This window comes from Pseudomonas sp. BIOMIG1BAC, assembly GCF_001705995.2.
Taxonomy (GTDB): Bacteria; Pseudomonadota; Gammaproteobacteria; order Pseudomonadales; family Pseudomonadaceae; genus Aquipseudomonas; species Aquipseudomonas sessilinigenes.
In genome coordinates this window covers 6,953,569-6,966,526 of the sequence record NZ_CP049045.1, presented here as the reverse complement: position 1 = coordinate 6,966,526, position 12,958 = coordinate 6,953,569, and the positions used below count along the sequence as shown (strand labels likewise).

Sequence of the window (12,958 nt, the reverse complement as noted above, 5' to 3'; positions counted from 1 at the left end):
AGTGGATATGTCCTATGTGAATCCGCGATACCACGGCCGTTTGGTGCTTGTTCCGCGCGTTCGGAATGCCTTTGCAGAGATTTACGTCTCTCAAAAGCCACGTGGTGCTATCGAGAATTTGCTTGCGGCGTCTGAGCCATCGAGAACGCTTTATCAACTCAATGAGTTCGGGGCGCAGGAGGGCGAGGGAGACCTTTTCAATTTCCCGTTCCTTTTCCATAGGGATGGCAGACCCTGGTTCGAAGCGAATTCGTACTTGCTGAATCATGTGAGGCATAAACCTCTTGTTGGCAGACCCATAGATGATGTTCGTCGTCGGGCCAGCAAATTGCTTGATTATCTGACCTTTTGTGAAGATGAAGCGCTTGATTGGCTGGATTTCTCTGGCCGTCGTCCTGCTTTGCGCCCTACATACAAATATTTCGCTCATTTGGTTAACGAAGGAAAACGTAGCGCGGCAGTCATCAATCAATTCACTGGAGTGGTATTCGATTTTTATAAATATGTGGCGGCTAATTGGCATGACATCGACATCGAACGTGTTGATTCAGTTAAGAAGGTTCAGTTCCTATTTAAAGGCTCATTCGGTAGCAAATTAATAACTGCCGAAAAACGCAGTCAAACTAAATCGACGCCGGCTTCTAGCCCTGTGCCAATTGGGTTTGTTCGGGAGGACGGTGAAGACCTCCGGCCATTGGCCAATGTTGAGCTTGGCGAATTGTTGGGTATGTTGAAGGGCAAAGGATGGACGGTCCAACAACGACTTATTCTACTGACTGCATTGATGACAGGTGCACGAAAACAAACAGTTCTGACAATGCGACTGAAGCATTTGAATTCATTTACAGAAGGAAATTTGCTGAACGACGGTACTTATCTAATGCGTGCAGGTCCGGGCACGGGTATGGATACGAAGCGAGATAGAAGCCAGCAACTATATTTGCCTAGCCAGCTAGTTGAAGAATTAAAGGTTATGGCTAATAGTCCAGCGGCGGCCAAGCGACGCTCAAAGCTGCGGAGCCATTTTGAAAAAGAGTATCCTGAACTCCCCGCTTTGGATGAAGGTGATATGTACGTATTCCTGTCTGACCAAGGGGGATGCTATTACATGGCAAAAGACGATCCTCGCTATCCAATGATTAAATCCCGGCCGACTGGTCAGGTTACAGATACCATCACGCGCAAGCTGTTGGTCAAAGCATCTGATAAGTTTCCAAAAAGTTTTTCTTACCACTGGCTTCGGGCGACTTATGCTTTTCAGCTCTATCAGCATCTGTTACCACTTTTGGCGTCCGGTCAGATTCGCCCAGGGGAAGAGATTTCTTTTATTCAGCACCGATTGCATCATAAAAATAGAGAAATGACTGAACATTACCTTAAGCTCTTCAAGATGCACTCTGAAAAGTTTGCAGCGCAAGAACTGTATGAAGAGGTGCTGTTTCGCTTTGGAAGTTATGAAGATTTGAAATTGGAGACGCTCGATGAGTGATGCGCAAGCAAAAATGACTCATCGTGAAACCGATATTTTTACGGTAGCGCAACTCAGTCAGGAGTTTTTGCGGCCTGAGCGAATTCGTATACAACTCAATAAGGACGTAAAGGCGTTGCCTATTGATATAGGCTGCTTTGCTTATGTGGAGCGCGGGAGAAATAAGAGCCATATTGATAGTCGATGTAATCCGGTTGTAGAAATGTCACTTTTCAAAGATCGGCTCGAATTGATTAGGAGAATAATAGCATCGTTCGCCGTTATGGGTAATCACAGAACCATCCATAGTGAGTGTAGGTATTTTGCGCAATTGCTGACTTGGTGTGATACCAATAACCACACTGATGTATTTTCGACGGCGAGTTCAACAATAACTGCGTATCAGAGTTATACGCAGCATCTTAATCATTTAATTGCTGTAGGCAAAATTGTTCCGGTTAGTGCTTGTAATTTTCAACGAGCTTTCATCAGGCTCATTGTTCTGCGCTTTCCCGAAGAGTCCAGATATATAATCGGCAATGCTATCCGGATTAGGTTTAATAGAGGTGGGGTTAAACCACCGAGGGAGCAGCATGTTGAGATTTACTTGAAAGCATGTGTCGCACTCGCCCGCAACCTGAGCGAGTTTGTAATAGGTGAAAATCCGTTTCCATGTGTTGTCGAGTACGATAATTGCCAAGTCGTTATTTTTCCATCTAATAAAGGAGTGTTCAGTCCTTACATAGAAAGAAAGCTTCATGTTTATAATTATTCTGCTCGCCGAATTTCTACAATTGAAGAGTATATAGATTCCCTTGTGGGTGACGGTGCTTATGTAAGGCGTTCCGCAGTTCGCCGAGCAGTGGATGGCGCCTTAGATAATTTCAAGTCAGCCAACTGTGATCCTAGGCACGAACAGCGACTTCGATTGGCGGCTCTAGCTGCCAAGGCGTACGCTTGCATTTTTCTTGTAATTACTGGTGCTTCACCAGCAGAGTTCGTGCAGTTTGATTATGAAGAAGATACAGCTCTTGAGAAGTCTCTGGTTAAAAAAGAATTCTCTGCTATTAAATTTAGGGCGGGCGGTAAGAAAACTCGATACGCCATCGGAAAGCAAAACGGACTAAGCCTCTTGAGGGGATATCTCAAGCTTAGAGCATGGATTTTGAATGGAGAAACCTTCGGCAAAATGTTTTTCAATATGAATAAATGTGGTGGGTATACAGGAGGGTGTACGCAACTGCCGCAGGCGTTTTCTAGCGTTTTTTATAAAACGATCAGTGGCATCTATCTTGATCCGGACTGTCCGAATATTAGCTCCAGAGCCGTAAGGAAATTCAAGAGTGTTGTACTGCATGGGCTAGGGCTTTCACCGACAACGGTTGCAGATGTCATGAATCATACGGTTTCCACCAATGTGTCTGATTACGTACAAACGTCTATCGAGCAGCAGGAGAGCGAGTTTGGTAGTTATTGGCAGTCTGTTCGCAAGGCCGCATCGGTCATACGCGAGCGGAGAGGTGCCGACTCCTTCGCTACGGCTACTGGGCACTGTGATGACTTTAACAACCCCTCACCGATAGATCCGGTGGTAGTGATTCAGCCCAGTTGCAAAACGCAATACGGATGCCTGTACTGCAAGCACTATGTCTGTCACTCAGATGAAGAAGATTTACATAAGCTTTTCAGTTTGCAATTCGTAATTAATGCGGTTCGCAGCGCGGCGCCCGACTTACATCATGCCGACACGTTATTTAAAGACTTGATGATTCGTATTGAGTTCATTATTGGAGTAATTGGAGGTCGTTCGGCTACAAGCGCCGAATTGACTGTCCTGATAAGGCGTAAAGTTAACGTATTGGGTGAGTTAACTCCGTTTTGGGAAAATCGATTACAGCGCTATGAAAAAATGGGAGTCGTATTTTGAGTGCTGGATATGTGAGTGGGCTATTTATAAGCTCTGACAAGTCAGACTCAGTTGCTCCAGATGCTCTGGGCAATTCTACTGTCGCACCTTCTGCTGATTTCGTCCTTTGTCGAGATAAGAACGGCAAGCCGACTGCTACTTATGGAGATGATGCCTGGGACTTCAACCCATACAGGTTGAGCGCAAAAAAAATAATGGCACTGAATTTTAATTCTATCTTTGCTGAGGGCGGTCCTGAGCAAGAAGCGTTGATCGCGGAAGTTAAGTATATCCTGTTTTGTCTGATTTACAGTGCCGGGTCCGGACGTGTCGGTAGGCTATCACCATCAACACTTTTGCAATATTTTGTAGAGTTTCGTATTGCTGCTCGGTTTTGCTTTGATCAAAAAAATAAGCCGTTGGTAGGTGTTTTGTCGATGCGGCAGTTGCTGATAACACCAGTGTATTTCGCAGTTTTTGTTTCTCAGAATAACAAAAGAACAAATTTCAATAGAACGTTTAGAGGGCTTTTAAATCACTTGCTCACCATTGGTGAGCAGCGGTTAGGATACAAGGTTATAAGTTCAAACGATCTGGAGTTTGGTCGAACGAAAAGTATGCAGCATCCAGTTATACCAACCCATATATATCTTGGTATTATTAATCAACTGGGAAATTTTCTTGATCAACTGTACCTAGGGCTCGACGGGATTGAGAATTTTATTGCTTGCTTTGCTGACTTTTTTTACGGGCGTTCAAAAAACCAACAAAGGACGCGTGGTGCTGGCGGGGAAAAGCATCGTAGGCCTACGTTTGAGCAAGCACTCAAAAGCCATGGTCTGAGCAAGATCATGAGTGACGAGTTCGCCTGCTCAGACCGAAGACAATTATCTAGGTCGTTAATGGCAATGCAATGTGTAGTAAAAACTATTATTCATCTCTACACCGGCATGCGGGATCAGGAAGTACTCCGATTATCCTATAACTGTCTAAGTCAAGAGGTAGCTGTATCCGAGACTGTGGATGATCATGGCTCAGTGCGAGATAGCGCTAGGATGATCAGTATCATTTCTACTACTACCAAGTTCGAGGGTTATAGAAAGGAGGAGTCCTGGCTGGCCACCGAAGAAGTGATCAAAGCCATAAAGGTAGCGCAAGCTATTTGTCGAGGCCTTTGTGTATTATACAGAATTGATAATCCCGAGAAATGCCCCTTGTTTCTAAACTCTGCAATTTTGCTTCATGAAGACACGGAGGTTGGGGTTGGTAGGTTGGATAAGCGTGCACGGGAAATGAATTGGTCTAGAGGTATTTTGATCCAGTCAGCTGATCTGCGAGAGCTCACGCTAAGTGATCCGGAACGTGACTACTCTAGTGATAATAGATACGCTTTAGGCAAGCCATGGCCAATAAGTTCTCATCAATTACGACGCTCATTGGCATTTTATGCAAGTAGTAGTGGCTTTGTGTCGTTGCCGAGCTTGAAGTCGCAGTACAAACATATGACGATTCAGATGACTCGGTATTACGCGAACAATTTCGAAAACCTGAAAACTATTTTTGGCTATTTCGACGTAAAAAAGAACGAGTTTGTTCTGCCCGCGTCGCATGTTGCCTTGGAATTTCAGGTGGGAATGCCCATGGCTGTGGCAAATCAGCTTCTAGCAGATTTGCTTGGTAAGGAGACATCACTCTTTGGTGGCACCGGGTCCTATATGGAGAAGCAAAAAGCTCGAGTAGAGAGCGGGGAGTTGTGCGTGGAAGATGTCCGCGCTGAAACCCTTAGCAGGGTTAAGAACGGAGAGCTTTACTACCGTTCAACTCTTTTAGGCGGTTGCACGAAAGTAGGTAGATGCGATTCTTTCCTGCTCGGCGACTTTGTTGAGTGCTTGTCGTGTGAAGGAGCAATAATAAAGTCGGAAAAAATAGCTGATGCTATTGTAACAATGAATTCCGAAATTGCGTCCTATGAAAAAAATTCTGTTGAGTATCAAATAACAAAAATCGATCTGGACAAACTCGTGAGCTTTCAGGCTCGTGTGATTGAGACTAGAAGGGTTGAGCGATGAAGGCTAAAGATGGGGTTAGTAGGGGGGTGATTGTCTGCGAGGAAGCTTTTAACCGCCTTGTAGATGGTGCGCCGGTTGTTTCAGAGCATGTTGGTATTGACTCATCGAAAATTACGGCTGGCATTGTCAGTGTGGAAGCAGGATTCGATCGTGGCTATCTGAAAAAGTCACGAAGAATCCATCAACCCCTAATTGCACGGATTGAGGCTTATCGGGTAGAGGCCGCGTCCAGTAAAACAACTCGTTCGCCCAAGGCGCAAGCAATTAAGCGGGTACAGGACAAGCTAGCTGTGCTGGAGGATGAGTTAAAAGTTGCCTGTCACCAGCGAGATGTTGTACTTACACAGAATCTGCAACTGTATGAGCGGGTAAGGGAGTTGGAGCGGGAGCTCGCACGAGTTCAGCCAAGGTTCGGTGGGTAATTGCACGGACTTAACCACCCAGATTCCAGCGTGTGCGGCGTTCTGGCTGGCAAGCGTCAGCTCGATGGGCATGACGATGAATGGGCCGGTCACGGTAAGCAGCTCCGACAAACGCTGTGCGGCAGCACTGGAAGAAATGGCATCCACCGTGTAGATCCTACAGGCTACATTGGTTGAACAGAAATCCCGCCCGGTTCGCCGGGCCTTCAAGGAAATCGATATGTCTTGGTTTGATAGGTTGTTTCATTTCTCACGCACCAATGACATACCTCAACCTACATCGCGCCCTAGACCACCTCGCAACGAGCCACCCAAGCCAGCGGTCATTGGCTCTTACAGCGATATTGGCGACCCGCTATACATCCAGGCAATCAGCTTCGTACTAGATGCCAGGCGAGCTTCCATCAGTGGGGTCCAGCGGCATCTGAAAATCGGGTACAACCGGGCAGCTAGATTTATTGAAGCCATGGAGTTTGATGGGTTCGTATCGCCACTTAACGCTGCAGGTGAGCGTCGTTTGCTATCGACCGAAGAACGCAGTGCCCACCTTCTTGGTCGCACCGGACAAAAGCCAGGCAGTCCAAACGCTGAGCTCGAACAAAAGCCGACTCGCAGTAAGGCACTCCCTTGCCCAGAAAGAGTTGAGATTCCACCGCTTACGGGCAGAATCAAAGGCACTAGGGATATTGGGTTCGACATCGTTGGAGAGTCGCATTATCAGGCGGCTTTGAGAACACTCAGGAACTCCAGATGCTTGGCCGAGGATAATGACTTTGAAGCGTTCATTGTGACCGAACCTAACAACCCCCATGACGCCAACGCATGTGCAGTTTTCATAGATGGGTTCAAAGTGGGCTATCTGCCGAGAGAGGCGGCAGCCAGTTTTGTCGCACAGATTGGGGACCAAGGAATTCACGGTGTTTCATGTTTCCAGCTCAGAGCCAAATTGGTAGGTGGGTACGGCACTAAATTGAAAATTGGTGTGATGGTCAATCTACCCCCCGGCGATGAGTGAGAACTGTCAGGATACGCCACCGCTTATCAGCCCGCCTCGCGGGCTAAGCCCATAGGAGAGGACCAATTTCAGGCCTCGGCATTGAGTAGGAAAATATTCTATGGCTTTAGGGATGGTCTGAAGTAGTTGTGTATTTCTGGCTGACTTCAGCCCCTGCCGATTTTAAAAGCGGCAAATCGATCAAAAACGCTCAGATCACCCGCTTATTTCTGTGTTTTTAGCCGCCGCGAGCACCTCGCGGCAGCCATTTTCCACATTACAGGCGCACCTCTCCTGCATTCGCCAGTAAATGTCGGCGCGCCATCCACAGGTTCGACAGCGCGAACAGCGTCATCAGTTGCGCCGTGTTCTTCGCCAGACCACGGAAGCGCACCTTCACATAACCGAACTGGCGCTTGATCACCCGGAACGGATGCTCGACCTTGGCTCGTACCTGAGCCTTGGCCTTCTCAATCTTGCGCTTGGCTTTGTACAAAGCACTGCGCTTATCAAGCTTCTTGTAAGTACTACGGCGGGCGGCGATCTGCCAGATGACCCCCCGGCCTTCATGTTCAGGGCGTTTCTCGACGCCGGTGTAACCCGCGTCGGCACCGACCATGTTCTCATCGCCGTGCAGCAGCTTATCGACCTGGGTGACATCGGCCACGTTGGCCGCCGTGCCCACCACGCTGTGCACCAAGCCCGACTCATCATCGACACCGATGTGCGCCTTCATGCCGAAGTGGTGAGTCGGCCGCGGGAACTGCCCCCGCAGCCGCTCGCAGAACCGTACGTGACACTCTCGCGTCATACGGCTCCCGTTATCCAACCTTGCTGCCCGGTCACTCGCCAGTGATGAAACAGCCGGGGTACCACAGTCCGCATCTTGTCCAGCCATTGGCTAATGCGCCGCTTGCGCCTATGAAGAGCCTTGTATTTTCGTCGGGCCCAGCGTTCAAGCGCGCGGTCAATGTGCTGGAAGATGCCAAGCATGGCTGTCCGATAGAACGAGCCATAGTATTGCGACCACCCCTGTATCACTGGATTGTAGAGCCGAGCCACGTCGACCAGCGTCACGTGGGTTTGGCGATTGAGTCGCCACCTGCGTACCGCTTGCCGCATCCGCTTTAAGGCATCCGCACTCGCTCCCGGAAGGAAGCTCGTGAAGAGCTGGTCTTGTTTGCTGAGCGCCTTCCTCGGCCTAAAGGTGAAGCCGAGGAAGGTAAAGCTCACATGCGGATAACCTGCGCGACGGTTACTGTCCTTGCAGTACACGACCTTCGATTTCTCGGGGTGCATCGTCAAGCCACAGGCAGCCAGCCGTGAAGCAATGGAGCGCATCACGTACTCCGCTTGCTTTCGACTGCGGCAGTGCACCACCGCATCATCGGCGTAGCGGGCAAACGGGCAGTTGGGGCTGGTACGTTGCATCCAGGTGTCGAAGGCATAGTGCATGAACAGATTCATCAGGAGGGGACTGATCACTCCACCTTGCGGGGTGCCGCGTTCGCGTCGGACGCGCATACCGTGATCCGTTTCGAACGGCGCAACCAGCCACCGCTCGATGTACAGAAGTATCCAGTCCTCCTTGATGTGCAGGCGCACCGCCTTCATCAGCAACCCATGATTGATCTGATCGAAGGCTGCCTTGATATCAAACTCCACCACCCAGTCGTATCGCCAGCAGCGCTCACGCGTGATCGCCACCGCCTGCTTCGCTGATCGTCCCGGCCGGTACCCATAGGAGTCCGAGTGGAAGATCGAGTCCAGCTCCGGCTCGATGAGAAGCTTGACCACGGTTTGCGCGACACGATCACCAACCGTGGGCACTCCCAGCTTGCGCGTGCCTCCCGATGCCTTGGGAATTTCTACTTGCTTGACCGGAGGCGGGAAGTACGACCCCGACGACATCCGATTCCACAGCTTGTAGAGATTCTTAGACAGATCCCGCTCGAAATCGGCGATGGTTTCATCGTCGATGCCGGCAGCACCGCGGTTGGCCCTGACCTGCTGGTAGGCGTCCCATACCGTGCGTTTCGCTATGTCATAAGGTTTCGCCGAGCTCACGCCACTCATCCCCGGAGGTTGGCAACGCTCGTCGGCCGGATAACGCCGCCCCTTCGCTCCACCTCCATTACAGAGGCTTCATCGCTACTACGGGAGGCTCCGCCCCTCGTTCCAGCATCGGTATTCTTCCTCATGGTGTTGGCCATTTGTCATTTTCCTTCGCATCTGGAACAAGGTTCTCACGTTCCGTACCAAAGCCTGTATGAAGATCATGCCGCCTATACACCGGCTGCCATCGGGTCCGTAAGCAGGTAACGCCCCGACTTGTCCTGAAGCCAGTACTCCACCTCAGTTTCGGCAGCACCTTGGGCATAACGATGCGTCATCGGACGGTTTGCTTTCGCTCATCTTCTCCATACTCACCTGCCATCCTCAGGGATGACTTTTCCTCGGTCGCTCACCACCACACCTTTTGGATGCAGCAGCACCGGGTGGTTTGAAGTCCGCTCCTGCAAGCCGACTTCAGAAGGCCTACTTCCATCTTCGGCACAGCAGCACAGGTCATCTGACCTGTGTTCGTGACACACAGTACTGGTTACCCTTCTTGGTCTGATGCATTTCCGGGTCGCGCTTACCGTCCTTGTTCTTGGTCGAACTCGGCGCATTGATCAGCGTGGCATCGACGATCGTGCCTTGGCGCAGCGACAGCCCTCGGTCGCCCAGATAGCCATTGATGACAGCCAAGATGCCGGCGGCTAGTTCGTGCTTCTCCAGCAAACGACGGAAGTTGAGGATGGTGGTTTCATCGGGGATACGCTCCAAGCTCAGCCCCGCGAACTGGCGCAGGATGGTGGTCTCGTACAGCGCCTCTTCCATCGCTGGATCGCTGTAACCGAACCAGTTTTGCATCAGGTGCACGCGCAGCATCGCCATCAGCGGATAGGCCGGACGACCGCCTTCACCCTTGGGATAATGCGGCTCGATCAAGGCAATCAAACCCTTCCACGGCACCACCCGATCCATCTCGATCAGGAACAACTCTTTGCGGGTTTGTTTGCGCTTACCGGCGTACTCGGCGTCGGCGAAGGTCATCTGCTTCATCGGGAAACTCGGTGGGTGGAATCCGGGTATTTTGCCAAAATCTGGAAGTCTTCTTCAGAGTTTCCCTAGCATTAAGCTGGGCGCGACAACAGACGTCTAGTTGGGCGGCACCTGAAGGTTTCGACCAGCCACATAACGGCCTAGGTCAATCGACGGGCAAGAATAGAATGTCTCCTATAGTCCGCTAGTGTGCGCTCTCTTGCTTGGATGGCATTACGTTCTGGCCCAACGTTACTGTAGCGAATCCGCAGCAGTATCAATCAAAGCCTCCTGTATCCCGCGTGAAGAAAGACGCTACGTTGCGCCCGTTCTTCCACGGCTTCGCTTGCCGCCCCGCTACGGCAGATTCGAAGTATTCATCGAAATGTCATCCTTTAGAAGCAGTGCGGTAACAAGGAATTTCTACCCTTTGCATCGCGAACCGCAATTGTGCGGCCAGCAATATTGCGAAAGGTGATCAAATGACGCCCCATCCGATACAGGACGCCGTGCTGCGGGTCGACCGGTTGAGCGTCGTCTATCCAGGCGGCGTGACAGCCCTACGCGATACCTCGATTGCATTTCGGCGTGGTGAGTTCACCGTGCTGCTTGGTCTCTCGGGCGCAGGCAAGTCGACCTTGCTCCGTAGTCTCAATCGACTCGTCACGCCCACTGGCGGCAGTGTCACCAGCGAACTCGGTGAACTCGGCAGCGGCTCGGCCTTGCGTCAGCATCGTCGGCGTACCGCCATGATCTTTCAGCACCACCAGCTAATCGAACGTCAAAGCGCACTGGCTAATGTGCTTACCGGTCGGCTGGCCTTTCACAACACGCTCCGCTCGCTGTTTCCTCTGCCGCGTGCCGATCAGGAGATTGCGCTCAGTTGCCTCGCTCGGGTCGGTCTGGCAGACAAGGCGCTAAGCCGGGTGGACAAACTGTCCGGTGGCCAGCAGCAGCGGGTAGGCATCGCGCGTGCGCTAGCGCAACAGCCGGCGATCATTCTGGCCGATGAGCCGGTAGCCAGTCTCGACCCGGCCACTTCGGTCCGTGTTCTCGGATTGCTGCGCGACATCTGCAAGGAAGACGGCATCACCGCCATCGTTTCGCTGCATCAACTCGAATATGCCCGCCGCTTCGCCGATCGCGTCGTCGGGCTGGCCGATTCTCAGATCGTTTTCGATGCCGCGCCCTCGGAACTCACCGATGCGCAGCTTGAGCGCATCTATGCAGGCCGCTCTACGACTCAGCCAGCGAATGCTCCGGCTGAACCACCTGTCATGCTCGAACCTTCACTGGAGATGTCCCGATGAAACGCTTATCCGCGCTCTTATTGACTTGCTTGCTGTCCGCTGTTTCAAGTTTGTCCGCCCTAGCGGCCGATGCCGATCCGGATGTGCTAAAGGTTGCCCTGCTGCCGGACGAAAACGCCTCCGAGCTGATCAAGCGTAACCAGCCGCTGAAGGATTATCTGGAAGAGCATCTGGACAAGAAGGTGCAGCTGATCGTAACCACCGACTATTCCTCGATGATTGAGGCGATGCGCTTTGGCCGTATCGACCTGGCGTATTTCGGTCCGCTGTCCTACGTCATGGCCAAAAGCAAAAGCGACATCGAGCCCTTCGCTGCCATGGTCATCGACGGCAAGCCGACCTATCGCTCGGTGATTATCGCCAATGTGGCGTCAGGCGTGAATGAGTATGCCGACCTTAAGGGCAAGAAGATGGCCTATGGTGACCGGGCATCGACGTCCAGCCATTTGATTCCCAAAACCGTGCTTCTTGAGACGGCCGATTTGACGGGTGGGCAGGACTACGAACAACATTTTGTGGGCACGCATGACGCCGTTGCCGTCAACGTGGCGAACGGCAACGCCGATGCGGGTGGGCTGTCGGAGGTAATTTTCAATCACGTAGCCGAACGTGGCCTAATCGATCCGAGCAAGGTGAAAGTACTTGGTTACAGCGGCGAATACCCCCAGTACCCCTGGGCGATGCGCTCGAACCTGAGCCCCGAGCTGAAAACCAAGGTGCGGGATGTATTCGTCGGTATCGACGATCCCGAAGTGCTGCGCAACTTCAAGGCCGAGGCCTTCGCGCCAATCACCGACGCCGACTACGATGTGATCCGCAACATGGGATCGCTGCTCGGCCTCGACTTCGCCACGATGTGAGCACCGATATGTCTACTCATTACGACGTGCAGGCGCTGCCTGCAGAGCAACGCGAGCACATCCTTCGAGGCTTCGGCCTCGGTTGGTGGCGCCAGCTGGGGCAGGTGGCGATTGTATTCGGAGTGGTGCTGTTGGCCTGCTGGTACGTGGGGCTGCTCGATGCCACCACGCTGCTGAACGGGCTGCCCTCCATCGCGACCCTGGCAGGCGAGGCCATGCCGCCAGACTTTTCGGGCTATCGAAGCTGGATTCGCCCCTTGATCGACACCTTGGCGATGAGCATCGCCGGTACGGCCATCGCAGTGGTGTTCTCGCTGGTGGTGGCCTTCGTTGCAGCGCGCAATACGGCGCCGCACCCCCTTGTGTTCGGTGTTGCCCGGGTGCTGCTCAATGCCCTGCGGTCGGTGCCGGAGCTGATCATGGGCATCATCTTCGTTGCAGCCGTAGGGTTCGGCGCCTTGCCGGGCGTGCTTGCCCTGGGTCTGCATTCGGTCGGCATGGTCGGCAAGTTCTTCGCCGAGGCCATCGAGCACGTCGACGAAGCGCCGGTGGAAGCCGCTCGGGCGGCGGGGGCTACGCCGATGCAAGTGCTGCTGCACGCGGTTTTGCCACAGGTGACGCCGCAGTTCGCCGACGTGGCGATCTACCGCTGGGAATACAACTTTCGCGCCTCCACCGTGATGGGCATGGTTGGCGCCGGCGGTATCGGCTTCGAACTCATGGGCTCGCTGCGCATCATGCAGTACCAGGAGGTTGCAGCAATCCTGCTGGTCATCCTGGCCATGGTCACGCTAGTAGACGCCTTCAGTGGCGTGCTGCGCAAACGTTTCAAATAGGACAAA

9 protein-coding genes and 2 pseudogenes are annotated in these 12,958 nt (G+C 52.2%); 8 read left to right on the top strand and 3 right to left on the bottom strand.

Going from position 1 to position 12,958, the window contains the following annotated elements; genetic code table 11:
* Positions 1–7 precede the first annotated feature (7 nt).
* The 5 genes from ATY02_RS32430 to ATY02_RS36775 all read left to right on the top strand — a co-directional run bounded on the left by ATY02_RS32430 (position 8) and on the right by ATY02_RS36775 (position 6,880).
* Positions 8–1,489: a site-specific integrase gene (locus tag ATY02_RS32430; RefSeq protein ID WP_032904872.1), complete on the top strand. Its 1,482-nt coding sequence runs from the start codon at positions 8–10 to the stop codon at positions 1,487–1,489.
* A complete protein-coding gene (locus ATY02_RS35870) occupies positions 1,482–3,395 on the top strand; it encodes a hypothetical protein (RefSeq protein WP_034139406.1) in 1,914 nt (637 codons plus the stop codon). Before ATY02_RS32430 ends, ATY02_RS35870 begins: the two co-directional genes overlap by 8 nt.
* Positions 3,392–5,443, top strand: a complete 2,052-nt coding sequence (locus tag ATY02_RS32420) for an integrase (protein ID WP_227496825.1) — start codon at positions 3,392–3,394, stop codon at positions 5,441–5,443. The genes ATY02_RS35870 and ATY02_RS32420 overlap by 4 nt, the downstream gene beginning before the upstream one ends.
* Entirely contained in the window at positions 5,440–5,865 is a 426-nt protein-coding gene (locus ATY02_RS32415; protein ID WP_080761479.1) for a hypothetical protein, read from the top strand. The genes ATY02_RS32420 and ATY02_RS32415 overlap by 4 nt, the downstream gene beginning before the upstream one ends.
* Before the next feature lie 220 nt (positions 5,866–6,085).
* On the top strand, positions 6,086–6,880 hold the full coding sequence (locus ATY02_RS36775) for a DNA translocase FtsK (RefSeq protein WP_020301990.1): 795 nt from the start codon (positions 6,086–6,088) through the stop codon (positions 6,878–6,880).
* Positions 6,881–7,136: 256 nt separating this feature from the next.
* Here ATY02_RS36775 and ATY02_RS32405 read toward each other — a convergent pair.
* The 3 genes and pseudogenes from ATY02_RS32405 to ATY02_RS32395 form a co-directional block, all read right to left on the bottom strand.
* Positions 7,137–7,607, bottom strand: a pseudogene (locus tag ATY02_RS32405) (IS5 family transposase); the annotation flags it as partial.
* A gap of 59 nt (positions 7,608–7,666) precedes the next feature.
* On the bottom strand, positions 7,667–8,935 hold the full coding sequence (ltrA, locus tag ATY02_RS32400) for a group II intron reverse transcriptase/maturase (protein ID WP_010466266.1): 1,269 nt from the start codon (positions 8,933–8,935) through the stop codon (positions 7,667–7,669).
* 519 nt (positions 8,936–9,454) lie between these two features.
* Positions 9,455–9,967, bottom strand: a pseudogene (locus ATY02_RS32395) (IS5-like element ISPre1 family transposase); the annotation flags it as partial.
* A gap of 461 nt (positions 9,968–10,428) precedes the next feature.
* Here ATY02_RS32395 and phnC point away from each other — a divergent pair.
* Genes phnC through phnE form a run of 3 tightly spaced genes read left to right on the top strand, consistent with a single transcriptional unit; the run spans position 10,429 to position 12,952 of the window.
* Entirely contained in the window at positions 10,429–11,256 is an 828-nt protein-coding gene (gene phnC / locus ATY02_RS32390) for a phosphonate ABC transporter ATP-binding protein (protein WP_003118432.1), read from the top strand.
* On the top strand, positions 11,253–12,116 hold the full coding sequence (gene phnD, locus ATY02_RS32385; protein ID WP_010466255.1) for a phosphate/phosphite/phosphonate ABC transporter substrate-binding protein: 864 nt from the start codon (positions 11,253–11,255) through the stop codon (positions 12,114–12,116). Before phnC ends, phnD begins: the two co-directional genes overlap by 4 nt.
* An 8-nt stretch (positions 12,117–12,124) precedes the next feature.
* Entirely contained in the window at positions 12,125–12,952 is an 828-nt protein-coding gene (gene phnE, locus ATY02_RS32380; RefSeq protein WP_010466252.1) for a phosphonate ABC transporter, permease protein PhnE, read from the top strand.
* Positions 12,953–12,958: the final 6 nt, after the last annotated feature.